The following is a 26,331-nucleotide window of genomic DNA, read 5'->3' as shown; positions in this document are numbered from 1 at the left end:
AGATGATTGACCCGCGCGTCATTGCGAGCGCAGCGAAGCAATCCATGAGCCACGGACACCACGTTTTCCATCTCTGGATTGCTTCGCTGCGCTCGCAATGACGGTGCTTGATCGGTCAAGCATCAATATCGTTGGTATGACGCCGCGTTCTCGACCTCATCGTATCGCCTGCGGCCAGCCGCCCGCCCTCATTTGCTGCCGGGCGGGACCTGGAAATAGCTGCCGTCGGCGGAGCCGTTCATGCCGCAATAGCCCACCCTGCGCTCGGTCGCACCGGCCGGAAACACCGTCTCGGCCTTGAGGCTGGCGCCCTCGCGGGTCAGCTTGAGGGTCGACGTTTCGTCCTCCTGCCTGACCTCGAGCACGCCGCCGGCCTCCCGCCCGCTGCCGGAGACCTCGCAGACCCAGCGTCCCATCACCGGCTCGACGACAGTGCCCGAAACGCTCAGGCTGCCATCCGCCTTGGCCTCGATGTCGAGTCCGCCGGCGACGTTGCGCCAATTGCCGGCAAAGCCGTCCGCGGGCTTGACGCGGACGCCCTCGAGAAAGCCCGAGCGTTCCGCCAGGCGCTCCTTCAGTGTGCGAAAGGCGCCGTCCCCCTCCTTGCCGGCGCCCGCGTCGTCGCGGGCACCGACGAACCAGCGCTGGTCGGCGGCAAGCGCCGCAGCGGCCCGGGGGTCGAGGGCCTTGCGCAAGCGATCATAGGCCGCGGCGATCGCCGCGTCGGCCTTCGACAAAACGGGACTGGCGCAGATCGCCTTCTCCACCTCGCTCGCGGCTTTGCGGCAGTCGAAGGAGGGCTTGCCGGCCGCCAAAGCGATGGCGGGCAGGAGGCAGGCAATGGCAAGGCCGGCCGGGTTGCGTGCGATCATGGCTGCTTCCCGGTCTCGATGAGGGAGAACAGATCCTTCTCGATATCGCCGTCCTCGCTGCGCGGCTTGACGCCGCCGACCGGGCGGTAATGGCCATTGTCATAGACCAGCTTGAACCCTGCCGGCTTGCCGGGCCGCTTATCGGCGCGACACTCGCCGGCAACCGTCTTCCAGGTTTCGCGGGTGAGGCTCTGCTCCACCGCGAGGTCGCGATAGCCCGCCCCGGCCTTGGGACCGAGCTTGACGGTGCGCGTCAGCGTGGTGGATTCGCCCTCGCACTCGCCGTTGTTCTCGCCATTGCTCCGCTCGACGATCAGCCCGTCCAGCACGCGCTCGATGCGCCCCTTGTCGAAGATGTACATCCACAACGCCTGCTCGCCATAAGGATTGAGGCGCGAACTGCCGGATTGCGAGGTACGCAGGCCGAAGGCCCGCAGCCCGTCGCCGACGTCGTAGCGGGCGGTATCGAGGCTCATCGAGCCGAACCGGATGGCGTCCGAGAACGCCATGCCCTTCTCCAGCCGCCGCGCGACGGGCTTGCCGGTGGCGACATCGGCGATGATGATCTCGACATCGCCCTTGTTCTCGCCCTCGATCGGCGGCTCGGCCTCGATCAGCGGCACCGCCGCCAGCATCAGCTCGGGGCGGTAGGGCCAGGCCTTGCAGACCACATCGCCGGGATTGATCGCACGATCATAGGCACCGCCCTTGACCAGCAGGCCGTTGTCGCCCTGCTGCGCGTCGGGATAGGCCTGCTTCAGCAGGGCGTCGGTGATGTCGCAATCGGCCAGGGCCTGGCCCGGCAGCATCAGGGCCAGGGCTGCGGCACCGAGGGCAAGCTGAAGCTTCATGGCGGGGTGATTCCATTCCAGGGACGCTCCGATATCTAGCACGAGCCGGAGCCGGGACAATCTCCTGCACCGTTTGGTCCGCGGCCACAGTTTCGGCGGATACAGGGGACTCGCCGCCGGCGATTGTCTGGCCGTCGCGGCCCCGATAGGTTCGGCCCATGTCTCTCGATACCGATAGCCTGCAGGCCTTGCTGAGCCGCCGTTTCGACACCCTCTATGCCACCGACGACCGGGGACGCCTGCTGCATAGCAATGAGTGGGCTTCCCGTCCGGCGCCCCGCTTCCATCTCATGCGCACGCCGGCTGGGCCGCTGTTTCGCTGCCGCGCCGACATGCCGGATGCCCTGGTCGCCCGCCTCGGCGAGCTCTGCCGCGACGAGATGCTAGGCGAGGTGCCGCAGCAACCGCCGGCCCGGCAGCAGGCCTATCTCGACCTGCTCGGCCACCAGGCTCCGGTGACGCAGATCTGGTCCTGACCGGTTTACCGGGCAGATGCCGCCCTGCCGCCGCCGCGATCGCTCGTCGCCATCCATGAGGGCAATGCCGAATTGCTGCGGCCGCTCTTTCCCGACTGGCTGCCGGACGTGCCGCACCGGCGGCCCTTCCTGGCTGTCGTCGAGGGCGATCGCGCCGTGGCGCTCTGCGCCAGCGTGCGCATCTCCGACGCGGTGCATTGCGCCGGGGTCGAGACCCATGCCGACTACCGCCGCCTGGGCCATGCCGCCGCGGTCGTCGCCGGATGGGCACAGGCCGTGCGGGCGCTCGGGGCCGTGCCCTTCTACAGCACGTCCTGGGACAACCAGGCCTCGCGCGCCGTCGCCGCCCGCCTCGGCCTGCCCCTGGTCGCCACGGACTTCCATGTCAGCTGAGGTGGCGGGAAACCCGGCTATTGCCGGCGATGGCGGCAATTACACCAATGGCATAGATGCTTGCCCGGTTAAGCGCCGTCATTGCGAGCGTAGCGAAGCAATCCAGTGCCGGGAAACGTGGTGGCCATGGCTCCTGGATTGCTTCGCCATGCCAATCCTGTGGATTGGCAGAGCTCGCAATGACGTGCGGATCAAACATCGAGGCCGTTGGTCTTACTGCCCCTCGCCCAGGGCCGAAGCCCAGTCCTTTCTGACCTGGCCGATGCGCGCCGCATAGGCGCGCTCGATGCAGGCAGCGTCGATGCAGATGTCGCGCACCGTCTCGCGCCAGCGGGTCTGGTCCTTGCCGAAGGGGTCGCTGGCTGCGCCGGTCTCGCCGTCGACGCCGCGCGTCTCGCCCTCGATGGCCTGGTAGAGCCGGTTCATCTCGTCATCGAGGCGGGAGAGTTTCGGATGGGCGCAGATCAGCTTCTCGACGACCGTATGCGCCTTGCGGCAGTCGAAGCCGGCGGCCTGGGCCGGGCCTTCCCAGGCGAGGACAGCGAGGGCCGTGGCGATAATCATGACAAGACTTGCAGGACGGGTCATCCGGGACTCCCAAGGCGACGAACACCCGTCGCTAGCACAATGGCAGCCGCCTCGTCGTGCCGCGGGAAACTCAGCCACCCTGCTGACAGGACGTTGTCAGCAAGTTTCCGACGACAGCCCTTCCCCCGGCGCGTGACTCACCCCATTATCTCAGCATGTCCGATACGCCCAAATCCCCCTCCCCGAGCAAGACGCCTGCTCCGAAGAAACTCCGCACGCCCAAATCCAAGGCGGCGCGACCCGCCCTGCCCTCGCTCGACGAGCATTTGAAGGCGCTGCTCAATCCCGGCCTGCTCAAGGAGGCCAAAAGCAGCTTGCGCGACGACGAGAAGCCGGGCTTCGGCGAAGGCCCGCAGGCCGGCTTCGACACCGGTGCCGTCACGGGCCTCGACCCCGAGCTTGCCGCCAAATTGGGCGTGCCCTCCGCCGGTGGGGGCGCCGAGATGGAAGGCCGCGCGGTCAAGCGCAAGCCGGCCGACAAGAAGGCGCGCGCCAAGGAGGGCGGCGAGCTCGATCCGGACGGGCTCGACAGGCTCGGCGGTTCGGCCGGCACCATCAAGGCGCTCTCCGAACTGCTGGAGGGCGGCGACCCGCGCATGGTCGGCAAGCCGGTGTGGACGCCGCACCGCCCCTCGCGGCCCGACAAGAGCGAGGGCGGCATCCGCCTGGAACTCGTCTCGGAATACCAGCCGGCCGGCGACCAGCCCACCGCCATCGCCGAGCTGGTCGAGGGCCTGCAGAGCCATGAGCGCGACCAGGTGCTGCTCGGCGTCACAGGCTCGGGCAAGACCTTCACCATGGCGCAGGTGATCGCCCGCACCCAGCGCCCCGCCTTGATCCTGGCGCCGAACAAGACGCTGGCGGCCCAGCTCTATGGCGAGTTCAAGTCGTTCTTCCCCAACAACGCGGTGGAATACTTCGTCTCCTACTACGACTACTACCAGCCCGAGGCCTATGTGCCGCGCACGGACACCTATATCGAAAAGGAGTCCTCCATCAACGAGCAGATCGACCGCATGCGCCACTCGGCCACGCGCGCGCTGCTGGAGCGCGACGACGTCATCATCGTCGCCTCGGTCTCCTGCATCTACGGTATCGGCTCGGTGGAAACCTACACCGCCATGACATTCTCGATGAGCGTGGGCGAGCGCGTCGAGCAGAAGCAGCTGATCGCCGACCTCGTCGCCCTGCAATATAAGCGCATCAATGCCGATTTCGCCCGCGGCACCTTCCGGGTGCGCGGCGACACCATCGAGCTGTTCCCGGCCCACTATGAGGACCGCGCCTGGCGCATCAACCTGTTCGGCGACGAGATCGAGAGCATCGCCGAGTTCGATCCGCTCACCGGCCAGAAGATCCAGGACCTGCAATTCGTCAAGGTCTACGCCAATTCGCACTATGTCACGCCGCGCCCCACGCTGAACCAGGCGATCAAGGGCATCAAGGACGAGCTCAAGACCCGGCTGCAGCAGCTCTACACCGGCGGCCGCCTGCTGGAGGCCCAGCGCCTCGACCAGCGCACCACCTTCGACCTGGAGATGATGGAGGCCACCGGCTCCTGCGCCGGCATCGAGAACTATTCGCGCTGGCTGACGGGACGCCAGCCCGGCGAACCGCCGCCGACCCTGTTCGAATATCTGCCCGACAATGCCATCGTCTTCACCGACGAGAGCCATGTCACCGTGCCGCAGATCGGCGCCATGTATAAAGGCGACTTCCGGCGCAAGGCGACCCTGGCCGAATATGGCTTCCGCCTGCCCTCCTGCCTCGACAACCGCCCATTGCGCTTCGAGGAATGGGACGCCATGCGCCCACAGACCGTGCATGTCTCGGCCACCCCCGGCAAATGGGAGCTGGAGCATACCGGCGGCGTCTTCGCCGAGCAGGTCATCCGCCCAACTGGACTGATCGATCCAGTATGCGAGATCCGCCCAGCCCGCACCCAGGTCGACGACCTCCTCGGCGAGGTGCAGGAAGTCGCGCGCAAGGGCTATCGCAGCCTCGTCACCGTGCTGACCAAGCGCATGGCCGAGGACCTCACCGAATATATGCACGACCATGGCGTGCGCGTGCGCTACATGCATTCGGACATCGACACCATCGAGCGCATCGAGATCATCCGCGACCTGCGCCTCGGCGCCTTCGACGTGCTGGTCGGCATCAACCTCCTGCGCGAGGGCCTCGACATTCCCGAATGCGCCTTGGTCGCCATCCTCGATGCCGACAAGGAAGGCTTCCTGAGGTCGGAAACCTCGCTGGTGCAGACCATCGGCCGCGCCGCCCGCAACGTCGATGGCCGCGTGCTGCTCTATGCCGACAACATGACCGGTTCGCTGGAGCGCGCCATCGCCGAGACCAACCGCCGCCGCGAGAAGCAGATGGCCTGGAACCAGGCCAACGGCATCACGCCGGAGAGCGTCAAGCGCTCGATCGCCGACATCACCAATTCGGTCTATGAGCGCGACCGCGTCACCGTCGACAAGGGCCTGGCCGACAATGTCGCCACCGTCGGCCATAATTTCGAGGCCGTCACCGCCGACCTAGAAAAGCGCATGCGAGACGCCGCCGCCGACCTCCGCTTCGAGGAAGCCGCCCGCCTGCGCGACGAACTCAAGCGCCTGCGCGAGACCGAGATGGCCGTGGCCGACGACGGCTCGGCCCGCCAGGTCAGCGTGCGCGAAAAGGCCGGGGCGTATAAGGGCCCGAAGGCCTATGGCGACGCGGCGAACCTGCCGAAGACGCGGGCGGCCAAGCCGGGGCTGGACAGCATGGGCCCGGGCACGGATCGCGAGGTGCCGCTGGGGGCGGAGGCGCGGAAGAAGGGTGGTGGGAAGCCAGGGCCGCGGAGGTGGAAGCGGTGAAGAAGACCATCCTATATAAGGGAAGCTTGAAACAGAGCTGTGTAATATAATATCAAGAGTGCCGTCTAATAACAGCGCCGCAGGCTTTGCCGTATGGTTCACGGTGAGCCCTTTCAAATAGGTTCGGCATGGCTCTTTTTAATCGCAGTAGCGCAGAAAAAATTACCAACGTTTTTGTAACTACTGGCCAGCCGACGATAACGTACGTAAAAAGAGATAATGGCCTATATGAAAGGAATCTTAACAGAGCTTTGGATGAGAAAGGACAGCTTTGCCTTCTGACGGGTCCATCCAAAACGGGGAAAAGTACCTTATACAAGAATGTCCTCACAGAGAGAAAGCAACTTCCACTTGTCGTGGGTTGCTCCAAAGGAATGTCCACCAGAGATATTTGGACTAGAGCATTAGAAAAAATAGAATTTTCTAGGACAGAAACGACTACAAATAAAAATACGTCAACAGCTGGCGCTGAATCAGAGGTGTCCTTAACCGCCGGCTGGAAAGCTTTAGCCTCAGTAGTTGGCAAAGGAAGATTAGTTTCAAATCAATCTGATACGGAAGAAGATGTTCGGCGAAGAGTATTAGCCGATCCAAATCCAGAAACACTTATTGACGCACTCGTTCATCTTAATCATGTACTAGTTGTGGAGGATTTTCATTATCTCTCCGAAACAACAAAGATTGATTTATTTCAGCAATGGAAAAGGTTTGTTGATAGCCACTTAAGTGTGATCGTTGTTGAAACGAGCCACAGAGCCGTGGACATTGCGAACAGCAATAAAGATCTTATTGGCCGCATCACTCAAATTGATATCGGCGACTGGAGTGAGGATGACCTGGAGAAAATTTGTCTTCTCGGATTCAAGTATCTAAAAAAGGATTTTGATAAATCCGTAACCTTAAAGATAGCATCCGAATCCGTTGGCCTCCCAATTGTTTGTCAGCAGGTATGTCTTGAAATTTTTTCGTCACGAAATCTAATTTATGTCTCCGATATCCAAAGAACAAAAATTAAAATGGATTCGTACAATCTTAACGTAATATTTAACTCCGTAGCAAAAAATCGCTACACTACTCCATTTGAATCTTATTATCAAACTTTAACCAAAGGACCGCGAGAAAAATCAAGAAAATACAAAACATATGAACTTATAATTCTCTGTTTTGCTATCAATCCAGTACAATTTTCATTAAGGCGCGGCGATATTGATAGCAGACTCCAGAGTCTCGCCATATCACCCAGCGAGAAACCCCCATTCCCATCTGTCACATCAGCTCTCGGCGCTTTATCAAATTTTCAAGAAAGACGCGGCATTGAGCTTCTAGAGTGGAGATCGCAAGATAACTCGTTATATATACTTGAGCCATCATTTCTATTTTATATTAGGTGGCGCCGCCTTGATAATGAGAATCCCGTTCAGCTGGAATTCACATTTGAGAATATAACAGCTTTGTGAATCCCTTTTATTTTCTTAATTACGGCGACAATGCATTCTATTAACATCACGGACTCTAGCTCTTGTGGCCCATGAGCCAGCGATGGCCCTCCGGCTCCTTGGCCATGGCGCAGAAAACGGCTCTGTTACCGCCTGCAACGCCGCCGCATTGACGCCAGGCCTCGGTGTACTTGGCGATCTGAGTAGCGCATCTGTCCACTTGGTCGGGCGCAGCGTTCTTGAGGCAATCATCCCTGGAATCGATGGCATCCCGCTGCATGTTCATGCAGCGTCTCTGCGCCGGCGTGAACGGTACCCATGGCGTTGCGCCACACGCCTGAAAGGCATGTTTCGCTTGGGCCTCTGTCACCTGGTTCGGACCTTGCCCAGCGCAGCCCGCCAGTCCCAACACTCCGAAAATCACTGGAAGCATCAGACGCATTCTGTTCCCCTCTATCGCTCCCCATTCAGGAGCGCCGTCCGTACCATTACTCCACAGCACTCGTCATTCACCCGTCACGGCGTCTCCAGCGGATGCATGTGCTCAAGTCGCAGCCCGGCCAGATCCGAGGCCTGGGAAAACTCGTCGAGGTCGACGCTGAGCGTCCCCGGCTGCCTGAGGCGATAGAGACCGAGCTTGACATATTGCGTCCCGGGATCGTCCTTGGGATCGATGGGCGGCCGGATGCCGAAATCGCCGCTGACCCGTACGATCTTCCGGCCGTCGGCCCAGACTTCGAGCAGGGCGCCGACAGGCCTGCCGGACGGGTCGTAATGCGAACCCCTGATATGATAGACCATGTCGACCCAGGCATCCCTCGGCGTCGGCAGCGGCCGGTTCGACACCGGCTCGATGCGGACCAGGTGACAGCCGAGATAATTCTCCGGGGCCGACAGGAAGGCGAGCCCTTGCAGGTAATCGGCGGCACGGTTCTCCCCGCTGCGCCGGTCCTCCGCCTCCGTGCCCGGCAACGGCGCCGGCAGGGGTGCGTTGGCCGGCATCACGCCGGTCAGGACCTCCGCCTGCCGCTGCTGTCCGATTTTGCCCCGTATCAGCGCGACGGCCTGTTCGCGCACCCGATCGTCGGAGGCGTCGAGGGAGGCGAGAAATTCCTGGGCCTGGAGCACCTCGGCCACATTGTTGCGGTCCGTCGCGACGAGGCACCGCCCGTTGGCCGTTTCCACGGTGATATGGAAAATGCCGTCATCGTAGCGCTGCGCCACGAACGGGCTGTCATTGCCCTGCCCCTTCCATTGGCCGATGACCGTGCGGTGGCTGCCTGAGACAGCGACCTGCCCCCGAATACGGAGGCTGAAGGCATACCAGCTGTCGGAGCCGTAGGGGAGCGCCTGCTTCTTCGCGACCTGCAATTCGGCCCGCTGGCAGCCGCCCGCAGGCGCTTCCTCAAGCGGGCAATCATTGCCGCCGTCGGCGTCCGTCGTGACGATCGAGACGGCGCCCGCGGTTCCGCCGCTGCCGGGGAAGAGAGGCTGCACCTGCTTGGACGGATAGCCGCCGACGAACTTGCTGAAGCTCCACGAGGCCGGATCGACGCTGCCGCTGTCGAAACCGTCATGGAGGTCGCCGGCCCGGCAGCCTCCGGCCAGACTCGACGAAATCAGCAAGCCGGCAATCAACCACCGCATGCGGTCCCTCCCAATTCCGCGAACATCAGGCAAAGCTGAGGCGGAGTCAAAACAAGGGACCGGAATTACAATGGCGGTTTACTGATTTTTCTGCCTCATACACTCTATCGTCCGTGCTGGTCATGTTGAAATTGGTCGTTACGACGACAGTACGCTCAATTCCGGTGCTGTCGGCGTGGACGGCCTCGCACGGCATATTGCCGGGCCCATGATACCCATGCCATGCTACCCGGGCCGCGACAGACACCAGCCCGGCATCGGGCCAGGAGATCGGAATGCCCACGCACAAAACCTACGCATTCGTCGCCGCGGCGATGGTGCTTGCCGGAGCAACGCAGGCTGCAAAAGCGGCGGAGGCCGTGCCGGCCGCGCTGCAGCCGCCGGCCGGCTACACGCTTGTTTTCACCGCCAAGGCCAGGGGCCTGCAGGTCTATACCAGCACGGCGGAAGCCGGCGCGGCGCCCAAATGGGTGCTCGAGGCCCCCGTGGCCGAGTTGGCGGCGAAACAAGGCGCCGTGCATCATTATGCCGGCCCCTCCTGGGAGGCCGCCGACGGCAGCAAGGTCGTCCGCGACAAGGATACGGCCGTGGTGACGGTGCCGGCCAGGAAGGCCGACGCCGATATTCCCTGGCTGCTCATCAAGGTCACGGCCGATCCGGCGGCCGGCGCGCTGAGCAAGGTCGGCTATGTGCAGCGCATCGCCACCCATGGCGGCGTCGCCCCCGCTGCACCGCCGGTGCGCACCGGGACGAAAGTCGGCGTGCCTTACACCGCGACCTATGCGTTCTTCGCCAAGGCCGACTGAGCCTGCGACAGCGCACTCTGACCGATACGGGCAACTGCGCCCGTCATCCCCTCCCCACGGCTTTCGGCCGTGCCGGGGATGACGGGTCAACTCGACGCGTCGATTTCAACCGGGCGTGACGAGGCGTCAGGAACGCCGCTTCAGCAGGTCGGCAAAGGTCGTCCGCTGCCGTGGCAGCACGAAGGGCACGGCACCGCGCTTGCCCAGGCCGAAGGGATCGCCCGCCACGCGCTCGACGACATGCCCCTCATACAGAGCGATCCCCTCGCATTCCCAGTTGCCGCCATAGTTGAGCGTGAGCGGATTGTAGGTATTGGCGCCGTATTGGAAGCAGATGTTGTCCTGGAAACCGGTGGTCGGATCAGCACCGACGAGACGCCAGCGGCCCTGCAGAACGACGGCGTTGCCGGGATACCATAAAGCAGTCCGGCCATCCTTGCCCAGGAACTCGACCTGCGTGCCATGGGCGCTGAACGTCATGTTGGTCGTGCCGCCCTGGAATTTCTTCTTGGTCTCCGCGCTTGGCGGCGTCGTGCTGTTGGCGTTGACGCCGACCAGGGGCGCGCAGCCGGCGATCAAAGCCGACAGCCCGAATACCAACATGAAGTTCCGCAACATCACCAGCCCCGCAGTAAGACGCCGGTGACTACATCATGTTTTACCTGGAATTGAAACTATAGATGCGTTTCGCTCTCTCCGAGGGGCGGGCCTGAAGAGCCTGGCTCAGAACGGGCAGCAGAACCGCGAAAGTGACAAAAGCGGAGGTTCCCGTGATTTTCGGTCAAGGTCTGAAGACTGCCCTCCACGCGCCTGCGGCCTAAAGGGCGACCAGCGGCCAGAAGCTGATTTTCCTCGACCTCAGAAAGGCCGATTCACCCTGCATCGGGTCCATGTCGGCATAGGTATTGCCCATCCTGTCCTTGTTCCATAGGTCGATATGGCCACCCCACATCGAGGTTTGTCCCTTGATGCTGAAATAATGGGTGAACAGGATGATGCCCTGGCGGCCTTCGACGAATTTGAAAGCGGCAAGGCCCGGCATCGGTTCGGGCGAGAACGGGGGCTTCGCCTCCCAGACATAGGCCTTTCCCTTGGCCCAGGACCAGGTCGGAAAATCATAGGGGTTCGAAAAATGATGCCGGTGATCGGCGCCGGGAAGCTGGCAGGACGAGCCCCAGCATCCCTTGAAGGACACCCCGCTCAGATGCAGCGCCTCGCAGAGCCGGACGAAACACTGCATGTTGCGCAGCGGGGCCCCGCCGTCGTTGCAGGGATAATGCACGGCCCCATTTGCCGGGTTCATCGGATGGTTGTTCCACATTTCCTGAAAGCTGCCGACGGACCGGCCTGCTGCAGCCGGCAAGACGAGCAGCTTCGGATTTGGCTTCACGCTGATGGGCAGGGACGGCGCGTAGGTGGCGCCCATCTTCCCTGCCCTGGAAACCCAGTAGAAAGCGTCCAGCTCGGTCTCGCCGGCGGACCTGCCGCAAATCTGGAAGAAGAAACGTCCCTGTGACTCGATCGGAACATTGTCCGCCGCGACCTTCGCCATGTCGTAGACGTCGATATATTTCTTCTTGGTCACATCGCCCAGATGAACGCATTGCTGGCTGAAGGCGATGTCCGCGTTTCTCGCAACCACGCCCACTTCGACCATGGGCTGCAGATCGAATTTTTTCAGGCCGACGATCCTTGTCTCACCGACAGCCAGATCGATCCGATGAACGGGCTTGCCGTGAATATCGACGAAATTGTCCATGGAAATTCTCCGCGAGCCCGATCCTCGAACAACCTGTGCGTTGAATTCACTTCGCCGATACCGTGAATTGCGGCGACCTATTGCGTATTACTGTGACGGAACCTTCCGTTTCCGGTGGCCGCTGGCCTGCTGGGCACGGAGCGCGGCCTGAAGCCGGCCCGCATTGCCGCCGTCCATCTCAGCTTTTGCATCGATTGTCCTGCGCCGCGATGGTCTGCCTGTACTGCGTGATCAAGCGATGGAAGATCTTCGGCGGATCCTCATCCATTGCCCACAAGGACGGATCGGGCTGCGCCAGCGCGATGGTGTGAAAGACGGCGTCCCGCTGGTAATCCAATAGATATTCCAACTTGTCGCTCACGCGCATCGCATTGGGCCCGAAGCCGCAACTTTCATACAGGCTATTGGCGGCGACGATCGCCGTGATGTCCCAAAGATCGTTTCGCTGCATCAGGGGGACCGCGTTGCCCCCCCGCGTGAATAGGTCGTCCAGATATTTGAAGGCTTCCGGAGACAGCAAAGGTTTGGATTTCAAAGCGTAGAGATACAAGGCCGTGAGATCGGTGCGCCGCAGTGGAAGGTCCCATTTGTCCCTCCCCTGCACCTCCTGGACGTCACAGAGGACGCCATCTCCCCATGTGCGGCAATCCGTCCCCGCACTGTAGCCCTTCGATTGCAGCCACCCGAGAATTTGGGGATGCACGACGTTCAGATCCGAAATACTCAGGGCAATGGTTCTTCTCTCGACTTCCGTATCGAAGAGCTGTTTTGCCTGCTTGTCCTGGTCGTCCTTCCAGATTTTGTATCCAGAGAAGCCCGATGACGCCAGAATAATGAAAATAATGCCGTATTTCACCCAGCGAGGCGGCTTGTCCCAGATCGCTCCAGCGAGACCGCCGAGGAGGGTGAAGAGCAATGAGACATATTCCATTCCCGCCTCCACATCTTCACCACCTGGAACGAGGCCCGGCCGAGGCATTCGGGATGACCACCACCACGGGCCGAATACCCCGTGCACAAGGCCTCGATATCCAAGTCACGGAACCTGTCATGGCGCCGGCATTGCGGATTGCGGATCCATAGTGAAGACGGATGCCGTGACAGCCCCGTGAAAAGCAGCGCGCATCCATCAAAACAGTCGTTGAAAACATCGTCCGGCGGTGCGTACCTTATCGGTGAACTATCCACGCCTGAAATACCCGATTTCGTAGCAGAAGACCTCGCCCTGCATCGCATCCGTGCGCGTCTATTGTGATGATCGATTCCGGAAAGCATCGCTTTTCCGGCCGTGAACTCCTGAATTCTTTTCGCGTCACGATGAGTGCGGGGCCAGGGAAGTAAAAACCGCACGACCACCGGGAGGGGCTGCCATGGCTGATTGCATCGTGATTTCGAAGGCGCCGCTTTTGCCGGATCCCGACGATTCCTCCGTGGCGCTCGTCAGCCTTTCGGCGGGGGATCGGGTTTCGCAGCTGCGGGAGCTATCGAGCTGGGCCAAGGTTTCGTTCACCGACAAGGCCGTCCAGACCTATCTCGGCTGGCTGCACGCCGACATGCTGAAGATCGCGCAGGCGACAGTGTTCAAGCTCTATGACGAGCCGCTGGGCACACCGAGGCCCGTGACGGGCAGCATCATCGAGGAACGCGCCCAGCTGCCGCCCTGGAAGAAGGTGCGGATCCGGCTGGAGGACGGCAGCGCCGCCGAAGGCTGGATCGACACCAGCGACCGGCCGGCCGGCGGCGGCGACACCGGCGGAGAGGATGTCGCAGGGCCGGGCTCCGATGCCGGCGACGAGCTCAGCCTGGGGCCGAACGAGATCTATCGCGCGTCCCTCCTGAAGGCCCACGGCATCACCGATATCGACGCCGCCGCGCTCGCCGCCCTCATCGATGCCGAGGCGGCGAAACTGCCGGGCGGCCAGTGGAACAGCAACTCCAAGGCCGGCACCAGCAGCGCGGCCGGGCTCACGCAATTCCTCGACAGCACCTGGATCTCGCATGCCATCAACCGGAAGACGCTGCTGAACCAGGTCTGCAAGGCCAGGGGCTTCATCAGCGCCGCCAACGACGTCGTGGCCGCGCGCAAGCAGGCCCTGCTCGACCTGCGCTTCGATCCGGAGCTCGCGATCGTCTCGGCGGCCGAATATGGGTCGTTCAACTTGAGCGCCCTGATCGCCGAAGGGCTGGTCGACGACCAGATCGGCGACGACGAGAAGGCCCGCTTCATCTATATCGCCCACCATGAAGGGCTCGGCGGGGCGCAGGCCTTCCTGAAGCAGACGGCATCCTACACCTTTAGCGACCTGGTCACCCAGATCGGGCGCAGCAAGGCGCAGACCTATGTCGACGCCGCCGGCGGCGACACCACCCGGGCCTACCGGGCCTGGCTGAACGACTATCTCGACAGCCATATCGTGCCCGCCAAGTTCCGCAAAAGCGGCACCGCAGCGGCGGGCGGCGGCACGACCTCGCTGTCGCAATTCGACGGCGCCGCCATCCCGGTGGCCGATCTGGGCGGCAAGACCAGCCTGGTCAAGGCGATCCAATGGCGGCTCTCGGAGTTGGGCTTTCTCGATCCGCCCGCCGACGGCAAATTCGGCCCGGTCTCGCTCTGGGCGCTGAGCGAATTCTGCGACCTGAACGGCATCTCGCTCGCCGGCGGCTTCAGCGGCGCCATCGCCCGCCGGCTGCTCGAGCCGACGGCGTTCCTGCCGGAGATCGCCGCGACCGGAACCTGGTTCGACAAGGTCATCGCCTATATGAAGGCGCAGAAATACTTCATCTGCCGCCATCCCGACTGCCGGAACATCGCCTATCTCGAAGGGGTGGACGCGAACGGCACGCTGAATGACGACCGGCACAACGTCTTCAACGACCTTCGGATCGTCTTCGCCATCGACAGGAACGGACGCCCGGATTTCAAGGACTCGCTCTGGGAGGGCACCACCGAGCCGGGCGATTTCTGGACCATCCATCCGATGAATCCCGGAGGCGCGGCCAGGATCGCCTTCAACCAGTACAAGGCCTGGGTGGTCGGCACCCACCATGCCGGCTCGCCGTCCGCCCATGAGGCCCTCGTCCAGGCCGAGCCTGTCGGCGTCTTCCGGGACCTCAACAAGGACTTCAAGCGCACTGGCGACCGCCTGGACACCGGCCTGTTCGCCATCAACCAGCATTGGGGCTACGACGCGCCGCAGGGCGACCTCGGACGCACCAGCGCCGGCTGCCTCGTCGGCCGCGCCAGGAACGGCCACCGCCAGTTCATGGCGCTGATCAAGGCCGATCCGCGCTACGGCGTGAACCGCGGCTACAAATTCATGTCCGCCATCATGCCGGGCGACAAGGTGCTGGCCTGAGGGGATGGGGAATTGGTGACCTTCGGCTCATGCGTTCTCGCCAGCGCCGCTCCTCACCATGGTTTCCACCAGGGCTTCTTCGCCGCGGGGGGCTTGATGATGCCCTCGACCTTGGCGATCCGCCGCTGTGCATCGAAGGCGAGTGTGACTTCCGCGCCATCGGCTTCCCGCGTGGCCGAGAGCTGTGCAGGCTCCGCCTTCAGCGCAAAGCCCTGCTGGCGCAGGAAGTTCTCGGCCATGATGCGGTGATCGAGTTCGAAATTGCTGACGACCTGCATCAGCACCGTGTTCACCCGCTCCGGCGCCACCGGCGCGCGGATCGAGGCGGGCAGGTTGTCGAGCAGGAGAAAGACGGCACCACCCTGATAAGACGCCCGGTAATAGCAGCTCCTGTCCAGGAGGGCGCCGCACAGCATGGCGAGCATGTGATCGGTGACGGTGCCGAGCATGAATTTCGGCTCGACGAATTCCCCGATGCCGCGCTGGCGGCCAATGTCCCTGATGCGCAGGCTGGCCGCGAGGACTGAGGCCGGCAGGTCGCTCTGCTGGTTGGCCCAGGCCCACAGCCAGCTGTTGTCCTGTTCCGAGCAGGTGCCGAGAACCTGGATCGGGAAGGAAAGATCGCTGCCGAAGGCAATCTCGCCGCGCCCGATGTCGACGCTCCAGGGGCGGTCGCCCACCAGATCGCCGAGCGCCAATTGCCGGGCGAAAGCCGAACCGGCTTCCGCGGAGAACAGGTCGTTCAGGCTGGTGGTCATTGCTGCTGTCCTGGATTGCCGCATGCGGGGGCCGATCGGGCTGACCGGGCCGCCGCATTTCTGCATCTGGGTCACGACGGCGCAATGTCGAAGGGAACACGGCGCCCTATCATCACGCCGCCGAGGGCCCGACCAGGCCGCAAGCGGCGTTGAACCGCGGTCGGCTTTTCAGCTACCCTCCCCTCGTGACCTGAGGAGACCACCATGCGTTCGCTGTTCCACCTTGCCTATCACGTCACCGATCTCGACGAGGCCCGCCGCTTCTATGGCGAGGTGCTCGGGTGCGAGGAAGGGCGCAGCACGCAGAGCTGGGTGGATTTCGACTTTTTCGGCCACCAGATTTCGCTGCATCTCGGCACGCCTTTCGCCACCAGCCGCACCGGCAAGGTCGGCGATCACCTGGTGCCGATGCCACATCTCGGCGTGATCCTGCCGCTCGACGACTGGCTGGCCCTGGCCGCCCGTCTGGAAAAAGCCGGCATCGCCTTCGAGATCCCGCCGGTGATCCGCTTCGAGGGCGAGCCCGGCGAGCAGCGCACCATGTTCTTCCGCGACCCGAGCGGCAATCCGATCGAGATCAAGGGCTTCAAGGATTTCGACGGCGTGTTCGCGCGATAGGCAGGCCACACGCATAGGACGGGCGCCCTCTCAGGCACCCGTCGTCACGCGGCCTGTGCCGAACGGTCCTACCAGACCGCCTGCACCTCCGGTGCCTTGCGCTTGAGATGCACCTGCGCATCGACATGGTCGACCCAGTCCAGCGGCACGAAATGATGCACGCCATCGGGCGAGGTATTCTTGGCGAGCCTGATCTGGTCGTCGCCAAGATCGTCGACCGTGCCGATATTTACGCCATCGGAGGTGATGACCTCCATGTTCTCGCGGATGTCGCCTCCGGCCGCCGCGGAGTGTTCGGAGGAAAGCGGCGCGCCGTCCGGGGCCGCAGCCGCATAGCCCGGCCAGCCGCTCTGGCGCCAGCTCTCGGCCCGCGCCGGCAGGTCGATCGAGCCATATTCCTGCATGATCATCCGGGCGGTTTCGATCTGGTGGTTTTCGGCCTCGACTGTGAGTAGCGTGCCGCCGCGACTCAGGCCCTCGCTATAGAGGTAGCGCCGCTCGTCGGGGAAGAAGAAATGCTTGAGCATCGCCCAGAAGCCGCCCTCGTCGCGCCGGTGATCGTAGGAGGTGGCGTCTTCGTCGCGCACATAGTCGGAACTCTCGTCTTTCGTATTGAGCGTGATCTGGTCGCGGGCAAACCCGGCCGACAGCAATTGCTCGAACGCGGCTTGGGCATCGGATCGATTGTCGTAGAAGCCGGTGATGATCTCGGTCATGGCAGTCTTCCTTTGCATCCGACCGTGGAGGCCACGGGTCTTGGGTGAGAGGACATTTCACCCAAGACAATCCCCGAACGGCGTCTGCGTTCCATCGAAAGTGCAAATCGCCGGCGGGAAAGGATCGAGCACGGAGCCGGAATCCCTGCTCTCCACGGCTCTTTTGAGCGGCAGGAACGCATCTGCAGCGTGCCGATCTCAAGATCGGCGCTCGGCGCTCCCGCCCGCCATCCGGCTTTCGGTCACCATGAAAGACCGCCTCCCAAAAGTCCGGGCCGCGCCTTTCCTATTCCCGCACCGCCTCCACCACGCCCACGGCGGACTCCGTCGGCACCACGCGAGTGAGGCGGAAACCGGCCTTGGCGAGAAGCTGGCGGTATTCCTCTTCCGTGCGCTCCTGGCCGCCGGGCAGCGCCAGCATCACCATGTCCAGCAGCTTGCCGGGATGGGGCGCGTCACCGGCGGGCAGCACCATCTCGACGAGCAGGAGCCGCCCATCGGGCTGCATCGCCTTGCGGACGTTGCCGAGGATGGCGAGGCACTGGGCCTCGCTCCAGTCATGAATGATATGGGAAAGCACATAGGCATCGCCGCCGGCGGGAACCGTCTCGAAGAAGTCGCCAGGCTTGATCGTGACGCGCTCCCTCACGCCGCGCGCCTCGAGCAGCGCCGGCGCCTCGGCCACCACATAGGGCCGGTCGAACAGGACGCCGCGCGGTCCCGGATGCCGGGCCAGGATCGTGCCGAGCAGATTGCCGGTGGCTCCGCCCACATCGACGATGGTGCCGAACGACGAGAAGTCGTAAGCCGCGGCGACGGCCTCCGGTTCCTGGCCATTCACGCCGACCATGGTCTCGCTGAACAGGGAGGCTTCCTCCGGATGCTGGCCGAGATAGTCGAACAGCGGCATGCCATGCACCTTCTCGAAGGCTGTCTTGCCGGTCTGCAGCGAATAGATGATCTCGTCGAGGGGGCCGACGAACCAGGGACTGCCGAAGGTCAGCACCGTGGACCGTGCGGCACCCGGCGCACCGGTCCTGAGCGCCTCGCCCAGCTCCGTCAGGGCGAAACGCTGGCCGGTGCGTTCGCCGAGGACGCCCAGGCTGGCCAGGCAGCGCATGAAGCGGTGCAGCGAGGGCGCGTGCAGGCCAAGGGGCCCGGCCAGCTCTTCGGCACTGCGCGGACCGGCGACGAGGTGATCGGCAAGCCCCAGTTTGGCCGCCGCCCAAACCATGCGCGAGACCCAGTTGCCCATCGCAATCTGGATCAGCTTGACAGGCGGGGGAGGCTCCTGGACCGGCGGGGAGATGGGCTGGGCTGAATCTGCGCGGGCCTTGTCGTCCATGGCGCCTCTCCGGGGTGGCTTGTAATGGACCAGATCTGCAATCCAAAATAGCATGAGTGGCGATGCCCCGCACGGAATTGATAGGGTTGGATCCTACCATTCCGGAGCAGCCCCCTCCTTCTGCCCAATGGGTGGCCGACCACCGCAAACAGCGCTTCAACCTTGCTAAGGCCTTCCGTTACCTCGGAATTCTCTACGGTAATCGCGGAGAAAAGCGTTAGGTTTCCGCGAACCCGTCCTGCCTCGAAGTGGGCTCGAAGCTCTGTCGCCGAACAGGCCAGGAGTGATCGCTCCTTCAGCGGGAAAATGACCTGAAGCAAACGTTAGCATACGAACAAACATTATTGAGGCGTCCTTATGAAACGGTATTTTCTGCAATACTACTTGAATGTACTCCCTCGATCCGGTTGACATTGCAAAAAGTGCGTATAATCTTCGCCATCAACGACCCTATTACAGGGAAGAATGGAAGTTGGGGATGTCAATCGCCAGCGTCATTGCCGCCCCAGGCAGAGACCAGCGCGATTTTCGACCTTGATGACCGGATAAAACTGAAATCTAAGGGAGGTTTTCGGACCTCCCTTTTTTATTGCCGTAGGGTTATTTCAAGAGCATCACGCCAAAAAGAAGCCCGTTCTGGCAAGAAGAATGCGGCAATCATAACCAGCAATGCCACTCTCACTCTCGGCGCTCATCCCCACCTGCGGAGACCTCCGCCCTGCTTTCGGCGGCCGCGTTGTCAGCCCGCGACGCGTCCCTTCCCCGCCATCAGCCTCACGCAGGCGGCCGTCAGCGCAACCATGGCGACATAACCGACGGCAAGAGGGATCACGGTACCATCGAAAACCTGGCCGATCAGGATGCCGATCGCGGCGCCCGGCACCATCTGGAGGAAGCCCTGGGTAGAGGCGGCGGTGCCCGCCACTTCGCCGAGCGGCTCCATGGCCAGGGCACCGAAATTCGATAGAATCATGCTGAAGACCAGGAATTGCACCGCGCTGAGCCCGAAGAACAGCCAGAGCGGCAGCGCCTGCAGCAAGGCTGCGACGAGGATGGTCAGGGCCGCCGCGCCGAACACGCCGAGCGCCAGCCAGGACAGGAGCCGCATGCCGTAGCGGTTGACCAGTTGCGCATTCACCATGCCTCCCAACGCCGAACAGGCCGCGCCGCCGGCGAAGAACAGCGGGAACATTGCCTCGACGCTGAAGACGTCGCGATAGATCTGCTGGGAAGAATTGAGGAAGCCCATCAGCGCACCGAACAAGGCCGCCATGCCGATGATGTAGGCGAGCGAAATCCGGTTGGCGAAGACGATGCCGAAGCCTTCGATCACGGCCTTGAGGCTGAGCGGGCGCTTATGCTCGGGCTGCAGCGTCTCCGGCAGGCGCCAGCAGACCCAGGCGATCACGATCGCTCCCCACCCCGCCATGAAGCCGAACAGGCCGCGCCAGTCCATCACCGTCATCAGCCCCTGGCCGAGCGAGGGCGCGAGGATGGGCGAGAGCATCAGCACGGTGAACACCAGTGACATGATCTTCGCCATCTGGTTGCCGGCGAAGACGTCGCGCACCAGCGCAGTGGCGATCACGGCAGAGGCCGCCGCGCCGCTCCCCTGGATGAATCGCAGGGCAACCAGGGCATTGAAGTTCGAGGTCGAGAAGGCGAACAAGGCCGCCACGCAATAGATGCCGAGCCCGACCAGCAGCGGCCCGCGCCGGCCGAAACGATCGGACAGAGGCCCGAATACGAGTTGAAGCAGGCCGAAGCCGAGCAGATAGGCCGGGATCACCAATTGCCGCCGGTTGGGATCGGCTTCGCCGAGGCTGGCACCGATCTGCTGCAGGCCCGGCAGCATGATGTCGATCGCAAAGGCGTTGACGGCAACCAGGCTGGCCACCAGCACGATGAATTCCGTGCGCCCGAGCCTGCCCACCACGGGCGCGCGGCTTGTCGTATCGGTCATGATGGGATTCCTATGAGTGGCTTTTCATAGGATGATTCCGGTGCCCGCCGATAGGGTCTGGCGGGCGGGCGGTGTCACCTTGCGTCCTTACAGCCCGGCGAGCCGCGCCCTGCCCGCTGGGCTGATCGCCACCTTGGTGCGTTGCGTGCGCGCTTGGCGTTCCACCACGTCGAGCCAGCGTCCCTCCTCGGTGAGTTCGTGCGCGGCGCGGATCACCAGGGCATGCTCCACCTCGAACAGCCTGGCGAAGCTGCGGGTATCGTCGGCGATATCCAGGGTCACGGCAGCGAGGATGACGCCGTCGAGCGGCGAAAGGCGCGGGTCGAGCCGCCGGATCGCCTCGATCGTCGCCAGCAGATCCTCTTCTTCCTCGCTCATGCGGCCACCGCCACCCGGCGCCGCAGCGAGACCAGCACCGATTTGGAGGTCGGCGTATCGCTTTCCTCGCCGGCGCTGGACAAGGGCACCAGCACGTTCGCCTCGGGGTAATAGCCCGCGATGCAGCCGCGCGGGATGTCGTAGGAAACCAGGCGGAAATTCTCGGCGACACGGGTGATGCCGTCATCATGCTCGCCGACGAGATCGACGGAGTCACCGGGCGCAGCGCCGATGGCGGCAATGTCGTCAGGATGGATGAAGATCACCCGGCGCTCGCCCTTGATGCCGCGGTAGCGGTCGTCATGGCCGTAGATCGTGGTGTTGTACTGATCGTGCGAGCGGAAGGTCTGCAGCACGAACACGCCCTTGCGCCCCCGCGCCTGCTGGAACGCTGTCGCCTCCGGCAGGGGCACGGCGGCGAAATTGGCGCGCCCGGTCGGCGTGTTCCATTCGCGCTCGGCCGCGGCATTGCGCAGATGGAAGCCGCGGGGCTTACGCACCCTCACATTATAGTCCTCGAAGCCGGGAATGGTGCGGGCGATCCTGTCCCGGATGAGGTCGTGATTGTCGGCAAGCGCCGCCCAGTCGACCTTGTCCGACCCGACGGTCGCGGCGGCGATGCCGGCGACGATGGCGACTTCCGAGCGCAATTCCCTGGAGGCCGGCGGATTGATGCCGCCCGAGCCGTGCACCATGCTCATCGAATCCTCGACCGTGACGATCTGGATCTTGCCGGCGCTGTTGCGATCGACCTCGGTGCGGCCGAGGCAGGGCAGCAGATAGGCGGCACGCCCCGGCATCAGATGCGAGTGGTTGAGCTTGGTAGCGATGTGGACGGTGAGGTCGCAGGCCCGGAGCGCCTTTTCCACCAGGGGCGAATCCGGTGTGGCGCGGGCGAAATTGCCGCCGAGCCCGACAAAGGCCTTGGAGCTGCCGTCGAGCATCGCGCCGATGGCGGCGAGCACGTTGTGGCCGTCGGCGCGCGGCGGCTCGAAGCCGAATTCGCGGGCCAGCGCATCGAGAAAGGCCGCCGGCGGCTTCTCGTTGATGCCGACGGTTCGGTCGCCCTGCACGTTGGAATGCCCGCGCACCGGGCACAGACCCGTGCCGGGACGGCCGACATGGCCGCGCAGCAGCAGGAGGTTGGCGATCTCGCGGATGGTGGCCACCGAATGGAGATGCTGCGTCACGCCCATGGCCCAGGTACAGATCACCTTCTCGGCCGACAGATAAATGTCGGCGGCCGTCTCGATCTCGACCTGCGTCAGGCCCGACTGGTCCTCGATCTCCTCCCAGCTCGTCGCGTCGACGGCGGCACGATAGGCGGCAAGGCCATGGGTGTGCTCGGCCAGGAAGGCTTCGTCCAGCAGGCTCGGCCGGCCGGCGGCGCGCTCGGCGTCGTCGCGGGCGAACACGGTCTTGGCCATGCCGCGGAAGGCGGCCATGTCCCCGCCGAGGCGCGGCTGGAAATAGTCGCTGGCGACCGGCTTGGAGCCGCCGCGCAGCATTTCGAGCTTGTCCTGCGGATCGGCGAAGCGTTCGAGGCCACGCTCGCGCACCGGGTTGAACACCACCACGCGGGCACCGCGCATCGCCGCACGCCTGAGGTCACCGAGCATGCGGGGATGGTTGGTGCCGGGATTCTGGCCGACAACGAAGATGGCGTCCGCCTCCTCGAAATCCTCCAGCAGCACCGTGCCCTTGCCGACGCCGATGGCCTGGCGCAGGGCGACGCCGCTCGCCTCGTGGCACATGTTGGAGCAGTCCGGGAAATTGTTGGTGCCGTAGAGCCGCACGAAGAGCTGATAGAGGAAGGCGGCCTCGTTGCTGGCCCGGCCCGACGTATAGAACTCGGCCTGGTTCGGATCGGCCAGCGCGTTGAGATGAGCGCCGATTTCGCGAAAGGCCTCGTCCCAGGTGATCGCCTCATAGCGGTCGCTGCCCTGGTCGTAGCGCATCGGGTGGGTCAGCCGGCCCTGGGCCTCCAGCTCGTAATCGGTCCAGCGGCTCAACTCGGCGAGCGTGTGTTCCCGGAAGAAAACCGGCGTGATGCGCTTGTCCGTCGACTCCCAGGCCACGGCCTTGACGCCGTTCTCGCAGAACTCGAAGGAGGAGCCATGCTCGGGGTCACCCCAGGCGCAGCCGGGACAGTCGAAGCCATCGGGCTGGTTCGCCTTCAGCATGGTGCGCGCGCCTGTCAGAGGCGAGCCGCTCGCCAGCAGATGCCGGCCGCAGCTCTTGAGCGCTCCCCAGCCACCGGCGGCTGCCTTGCGAAGCCCGCTCTTGCTGGCCTCGGTCTTGGTGGTCTCGGTCATGGAGGGCTCGCGACGATCTGAAAAACTGCCCTCGCGACATATGGACGATCCTCGGCTTTATCAAATCGAAATATTCTATCGCGCGATAGGATATCGCCGTCATTCAGTATTTATCGACAACCCTGTTCATATTTATACGAATTACAAACTGCGTACACGATCAGCTGCCAGTCATATTGTGCAATAACATGTCGCTATAGACACATCAGCGACACGAAAACGGGCTCCATGCCTATTTCAAAGGCATCAACTCCAATTATCTCAAGTAGATCTGCACATGTTGCATGGCCCATCAGCGCCACGCTCATACCGGGTCATGACGCAAGCTATTTCAGCAAACGGCCTCGAACCGTACCGCGAAAACGGGAGTACGCCAGTGTCGCATGAGGAATGGTCGAAACCGAACGGTCACCTATACCAGGTCTCGGAAATGCTGAGCTTTTCACGCGTGACGTTCGAGGAGAGCTGGCAACTACGGGGTAGCCGCCACGGGTGCGGTCGGCGTCGGAGCGAGCTTGCGAAGTTCTTCCGCCATGCCGGCTGCGAGCTCGCCATCGGCCTTGCCCTCGATGAGGTTGCGCTTGAGCAATTCCTGCTGCAGCACGACCCGGTATTCCCTGGGCCATTTGGCGAAATTGGAAAGGATATCCTCGACGCTGCGCGGATCCCCGCCGATAGCGGCATCGGCCATCATGCGAGCGGCGGCCGCATAGTTCTGCGGCACGCCGAGACCGTCGAGATACATCAAGGCGAGTTGGTAGGTGGCGTAGCTGTTATCGGCCTTCTGGGCCTCGCCGAGCTCCTCCAGCGCCTCCTTGGCATCCTGCCGGACGCCGTAGCCGGTCTTCAGCATCAAGGCGAGATGGATGCCGGTGTCCTCGGGCCGCGGCAGGCGAGCCTTGTCCAGCGCCGCCATGCCCTTGGCATAGTCCTTCGGCACGTTGAAGCCGAAGAGATACATATAGCCGATCCAGACATTGGCCGCCTGGTCGCCGGCCGCGGCGGCCTTGCTCAGCTCGCGCGTGACACCGGCCTTGCCCTGCATGCGCTCGAAAGGCTCGACGAAACCGCGTTTGAAGAAGAAGGAACCCAGCGGCTGCTGCCAGGCCAGGGTGAGGGAGATGGAGCTGTTGCCATCCGGATTGCTGGCCCCGCCGGCTCTCGCCTTGAACAGGCGGGCAGCGCTGATCCAGCCGCCCTGGCTGCCGGCGATGCCGGCCCGCAGATTCATACCCAGCGCCTTATCCTTCTGTCCGGCATCGGCCAGCGCATCGCCGAGCTGGCGCATGAAGCGCCGCTCGCGCGGATATTGCTTGAGCGCCGCCTCGCAAGCCGCCACGATCTCCTTGGGCGAGGCCGCACGGGTACGCCGCATCACGGTGTCGGGGTCGAGCGGGGCCGCGCCGATGCGATCGCATTCGGTTTCGGGGGCCGGGATGCGCTCGCCGGCCGGCGGCGGCAGCGGGTCGAGCTCGCTGACACCCAGGAGCTGCTTGAGCCTTTCCTCGGCTTCGCCCGCATTGCGGGAATCGCGATAACGGTCGCGGAATTCCTCGATCACCTCCGGCATGTCGACATCCTTGACCACTTGCCAGACACGCGGATCGGTCATGCGCAGCATCGCCCCGCTACCGGCCCCGCCGTTCTGAAACAGGGAGGGCGGCACCGCCAGCGGCGTGAACTTGGTCTGCTTGCGGGGCTGCGGCTCGACGGGCGGAGGCGGTTCGGCCGGCGGGACCATCGCTACCGGCCCGCCGCCGGCCGGCGCCAGAGTAATGACGTCGCCACCCAGCGAACCGTTGAAGAACGGCGTCTGCTGCCGGTCGGTGGCGTTGAGCACGTCGTCGCGCACCTTGCCGAGGGCGAGGCGGATGTCGAGGCCGGGTTGGGCGAGATAACGCGCCAGGGCCTGTGCATAAGGGCTGTTGATGCCGTTGCCGTCCAGCGCCACGCTGCCCTCGCGCGCGGCATAGGCGACGAGCACATTGTCCCCTTCCGGCTCGACCCGCGCCAGCCCCTTGCCGACGGAGCGCGTGCCGCGCGTGCGTGCCATCCTGGCGAGGAAGGGATTGTTGCGGCAGGCATCCAGGATCACCAGCTTGAGCTGCCCCGCGCCGTCCGTTGCCTCGACTACCCGCGAAAGCGCCAGCGTCTCGTCCTGGACATCGCGATCGCTGGACAGATGCGCATCGGTCGGCACCAGATAGTTCTCGCCGCCGATCTCGATGCCGTGCCCCGAAAAATAGATCACGGCGATGTCAGCGCCCGAGGCGCTGGCCTGGAAGCGGCGCAATGCCGCGATCATGCCGGCGCGGTCGGCATCGACGACGGTATCGACCGCATCGAAGCCGGCCTTCTGCAGCGTCTCCTTCAGCAGCCCGACGTCGCGCCCTGGATTGGCGAGGCGCGGCACCTTGGCATAGTCGCTATTGCCGATCAGCAGCGCCACGCGCCGGCCGGCAAGGGCTGTGTCCGGCATAACGGCCAGGACGAAGAAGAACAGCAAAGCAAGGCAGCGTGTCATCGGGCAACCGGCGTTGGGGCTCCAGGGCCGCGATTAAGCGGCGCGCCCTTCTCCGATGGCTCAAGTGGGCGCCAATGTCCATGGCCGTTTCAGGCTTTCAGCCCTCCAACCCGCCCCCTACTTCGGAATCACGACTGCCTTGGTGACTGTCTCGAAATCCGGGCGCCAACGGTCGAACCGAGACCCGAGCGCATAGCAACTGATGGCAGTCCGGCCCTTGGCCGTTTCGAAGACGGTCCAAAGATGGCGGGGCTTGCCGGGGAACTCGCTGACGAAGTCGGCGGTGAAGGTGATGCCCGCTACGCCCTGCTGGCTGATATCCCTCACACTTCCCACGCGAAAGTTGCCGTTGAGTTCCTGCTGTGCCGCCTGGAGCAGGCCGGCCCGTCCCGGCTGGGCGGCCGCCTTGCCGCCCCTCGCACCGGCGGTGAAGGCCACCTTGCAATTGCCGATTCCCCAGGCTGCGCGGGAGATCTCAAAAGCCGCGCCGTCAGGCTTGAACGCCCGCGTGACGGTAAACTCCCAGGATAAGTCGCCCACACCCAGGCCGGTTTTCCCGTCACGGACCGGCCCGGCCCACGCCGCGGCCATCAGCAACAGGCTCAATAGGAGAGTCACAAGCATCTTCATGAATAAATCCCGCCGTTCTGTGAATCCAAACGTAACGGA

General features: G+C 63.6%; 23 protein-coding genes and 1 pseudogene. 7 read left to right on the top strand and 17 right to left on the bottom strand.

Annotated features, from left to right (window positions below; genetic code table 11):
• Positions 1 to 188: 188 nt before the first annotated feature.
• Together J8I29_RS21855 and J8I29_RS21850 are read right to left on the bottom strand one after the other, a co-directional pair.
• Positions 189 to 872 carry a lysozyme inhibitor LprI family protein gene (locus tag J8I29_RS21855; protein WP_209433273.1) on the bottom strand — a complete coding sequence of 228 codons (684 nt, stop codon included), beginning with the start codon at positions 870 to 872 and terminating at the stop codon, positions 189 to 191.
• Positions 869 to 1,723: a hypothetical protein gene (locus J8I29_RS21850; RefSeq protein ID WP_209433272.1), complete on the bottom strand. Its 855-nt coding sequence runs from the start codon at positions 1,721 to 1,723 to the stop codon at positions 869 to 871. The genes J8I29_RS21855 and J8I29_RS21850 overlap by 4 nt, the downstream gene beginning before the upstream one ends.
• Before the next feature lie 158 nt (positions 1,724 to 1,881).
• Here J8I29_RS21850 and J8I29_RS21845 point away from each other — a divergent pair, with 158 nt between their 5' ends.
• Both J8I29_RS21845 and J8I29_RS21840 read left to right on the top strand, forming a co-directional pair.
• The gene (locus tag J8I29_RS21845) at positions 1,882 to 2,199 is read left to right on the top strand and encodes a hypothetical protein (RefSeq protein WP_209433271.1); all 318 of its coding nucleotides are present in this window, start codon (positions 1,882 to 1,884) and stop codon (positions 2,197 to 2,199) included.
• 72 nt (positions 2,200 to 2,271) lie between these two features.
• The gene (locus J8I29_RS21840) at positions 2,272 to 2,592 is read left to right on the top strand and encodes a GNAT family N-acetyltransferase (RefSeq protein WP_209433270.1); all 321 of its coding nucleotides are present in this window, start codon (positions 2,272 to 2,274) and stop codon (positions 2,590 to 2,592) included.
• 213 nt (positions 2,593 to 2,805) lie between these two features.
• Here the strand turns inward: J8I29_RS21840 and J8I29_RS21835 are convergent, their stop codons facing one another.
• Positions 2,806 to 3,180: a lysozyme inhibitor LprI family protein gene (locus tag J8I29_RS21835; protein WP_209433269.1), complete on the bottom strand. Its 375-nt coding sequence runs from the start codon at positions 3,178 to 3,180 to the stop codon at positions 2,806 to 2,808.
• A 155-nt stretch (positions 3,181 to 3,335) separates the two neighbouring features.
• Here J8I29_RS21835 and uvrB point away from each other — a divergent pair, with 155 nt between their 5' ends.
• Both uvrB and J8I29_RS21825 read left to right on the top strand, forming a co-directional pair.
• Complete coding sequence (gene uvrB, locus J8I29_RS21830; RefSeq protein WP_209433268.1) at positions 3,336 to 6,041, top strand: excinuclease ABC subunit UvrB; 2,706 nt, start codon at positions 3,336 to 3,338, stop codon at positions 6,039 to 6,041.
• 128 nt (positions 6,042 to 6,169) lie between these two features.
• Entirely contained in the window at positions 6,170 to 7,498 is a 1,329-nt protein-coding gene (locus J8I29_RS21825; protein WP_209433267.1) for an AAA family ATPase, read from the top strand.
• A 55-nt stretch (positions 7,499 to 7,553) separates the two neighbouring features.
• Here the strand turns inward: J8I29_RS21825 and J8I29_RS21820 are convergent, their stop codons facing one another.
• Both J8I29_RS21820 and J8I29_RS21815 read right to left on the bottom strand, forming a co-directional pair.
• Entirely contained in the window at positions 7,554 to 7,919 is a 366-nt protein-coding gene (locus tag J8I29_RS21820; protein ID WP_209433266.1) for a hypothetical protein, read from the bottom strand.
• Between the two features lie 74 nt (positions 7,920 to 7,993).
• Positions 7,994 to 9,124 carry a heparin lyase I family protein gene (locus J8I29_RS21815; RefSeq protein WP_209433265.1) on the bottom strand — a complete coding sequence of 377 codons (1,131 nt, stop codon included), beginning with the start codon at positions 9,122 to 9,124 and terminating at the stop codon, positions 7,994 to 7,996.
• Between the two features lie 275 nt (positions 9,125 to 9,399).
• On the opposite strand from J8I29_RS21815, the gene J8I29_RS21810 reads away from it, so the two are divergent.
• The gene (locus J8I29_RS21810) at positions 9,400 to 9,930 is read left to right on the top strand and encodes a DUF3455 domain-containing protein (protein WP_209433264.1); all 531 of its coding nucleotides are present in this window, start codon (positions 9,400 to 9,402) and stop codon (positions 9,928 to 9,930) included.
• A 126-nt stretch (positions 9,931 to 10,056) separates the two neighbouring features.
• Here J8I29_RS21810 and J8I29_RS21805 read toward each other — a convergent pair whose 3' ends face one another.
• From J8I29_RS21805 to J8I29_RS21795, 3 genes are all read right to left on the bottom strand, one after another.
• The gene (locus J8I29_RS21805) at positions 10,057 to 10,533 is read right to left on the bottom strand and encodes a hypothetical protein (protein ID WP_209433263.1); all 477 of its coding nucleotides are present in this window, start codon (positions 10,531 to 10,533) and stop codon (positions 10,057 to 10,059) included.
• Between the two features lie 214 nt (positions 10,534 to 10,747).
• A complete protein-coding gene (locus tag J8I29_RS21800; RefSeq protein WP_209433262.1) occupies positions 10,748 to 11,689 on the bottom strand; it encodes a T6SS effector amidase Tae4 family protein in 942 nt (313 codons plus the stop codon).
• A 178-nt stretch (positions 11,690 to 11,867) separates the two neighbouring features.
• On the bottom strand, positions 11,868 to 12,620 hold the full coding sequence (locus J8I29_RS21795) for a hypothetical protein (RefSeq protein WP_209433261.1): 753 nt from the start codon (positions 12,618 to 12,620) through the stop codon (positions 11,868 to 11,870).
• Between the two features lie 439 nt (positions 12,621 to 13,059).
• On the opposite strand from J8I29_RS21795, the gene J8I29_RS21790 reads away from it, so the two are divergent.
• A complete protein-coding gene (locus tag J8I29_RS21790; RefSeq protein WP_209433260.1) occupies positions 13,060 to 15,045 on the top strand; it encodes a peptidoglycan-binding domain-containing protein in 1,986 nt (661 codons plus the stop codon).
• Between the two features lie 53 nt (positions 15,046 to 15,098).
• Here the strand turns inward: J8I29_RS21790 and J8I29_RS21785 are convergent, their stop codons facing one another.
• Positions 15,099 to 15,803: a DUF6882 domain-containing protein gene (locus J8I29_RS21785; protein WP_105862243.1), complete on the bottom strand. Its 705-nt coding sequence runs from the start codon at positions 15,801 to 15,803 to the stop codon at positions 15,099 to 15,101.
• A 204-nt stretch (positions 15,804 to 16,007) separates the two neighbouring features.
• Here J8I29_RS21785 and J8I29_RS21780 point away from each other — a divergent pair, with 204 nt between their 5' ends.
• Entirely contained in the window at positions 16,008 to 16,421 is a 414-nt protein-coding gene (locus J8I29_RS21780) for a VOC family protein (RefSeq protein ID WP_105862244.1), read from the top strand.
• A 68-nt stretch (positions 16,422 to 16,489) separates the two neighbouring features.
• Here the strand turns inward: J8I29_RS21780 and J8I29_RS30080 are convergent, their stop codons facing one another.
• The 8 genes and pseudogenes from J8I29_RS30080 to J8I29_RS21745 all read right to left on the bottom strand — a co-directional run bounded on the left by J8I29_RS30080 (position 16,490) and on the right by J8I29_RS21745 (position 26,292).
• On the bottom strand, positions 16,490 to 16,678 hold the full coding sequence (locus J8I29_RS30080; RefSeq protein WP_105862580.1) for a DUF2171 domain-containing protein: 189 nt from the start codon (positions 16,676 to 16,678) through the stop codon (positions 16,490 to 16,492).
• Positions 16,679 to 16,900: 222 nt separating this feature from the next.
• Positions 16,901 to 17,137: pseudogene (locus tag J8I29_RS30465) on the bottom strand (general stress protein); the annotation flags it as partial.
• 286 nt (positions 17,138 to 17,423) lie between these two features.
• Entirely contained in the window at positions 17,424 to 18,482 is a 1,059-nt protein-coding gene (locus J8I29_RS21770) for a methyltransferase (protein ID WP_209433259.1), read from the bottom strand.
• Positions 18,483 to 19,221: 739 nt separating this feature from the next.
• Positions 19,222 to 20,445, bottom strand: coding sequence for a multidrug effflux MFS transporter (locus J8I29_RS21765; protein WP_209433258.1), 1,224 nt, complete (start codon positions 20,443 to 20,445; stop codon positions 19,222 to 19,224).
• A gap of 87 nt (positions 20,446 to 20,532) precedes the next feature.
• Positions 20,533 to 20,823 carry a hypothetical protein gene (locus J8I29_RS21760; protein ID WP_105862247.1) on the bottom strand — a complete coding sequence of 97 codons (291 nt, stop codon included), beginning with the start codon at positions 20,821 to 20,823 and terminating at the stop codon, positions 20,533 to 20,535.
• Positions 20,820 to 23,138 carry an FdhF/YdeP family oxidoreductase gene (locus tag J8I29_RS21755; RefSeq protein ID WP_209433257.1) on the bottom strand — a complete coding sequence of 773 codons (2,319 nt, stop codon included), beginning with the start codon at positions 23,136 to 23,138 and terminating at the stop codon, positions 20,820 to 20,822. The genes J8I29_RS21760 and J8I29_RS21755 overlap by 4 nt, the downstream gene beginning before the upstream one ends.
• Positions 23,139 to 23,610: 472 nt before the next feature.
• The gene (locus tag J8I29_RS21750; RefSeq protein ID WP_209433256.1) at positions 23,611 to 25,662 is read right to left on the bottom strand and encodes a caspase family protein; all 2,052 of its coding nucleotides are present in this window, start codon (positions 25,660 to 25,662) and stop codon (positions 23,611 to 23,613) included.
• A gap of 117 nt (positions 25,663 to 25,779) precedes the next feature.
• Positions 25,780 to 26,292 carry a hypothetical protein gene (locus J8I29_RS21745; protein WP_209433255.1) on the bottom strand — a complete coding sequence of 171 codons (513 nt, stop codon included), beginning with the start codon at positions 26,290 to 26,292 and terminating at the stop codon, positions 25,780 to 25,782.
• Positions 26,293 to 26,331 lie beyond the last annotated feature (39 nt).

This window comes from Labrys sp. LIt4 (assembly GCF_017813775.1).
Classification (GTDB): Bacteria; Pseudomonadota; Alphaproteobacteria; order Rhizobiales; family Labraceae; genus Labrys; species Labrys okinawensis_A.
The sequence above is the reverse complement of the archived record's forward strand: the minus strand, read 5'-3'. Positions and strand labels throughout refer to the sequence as shown.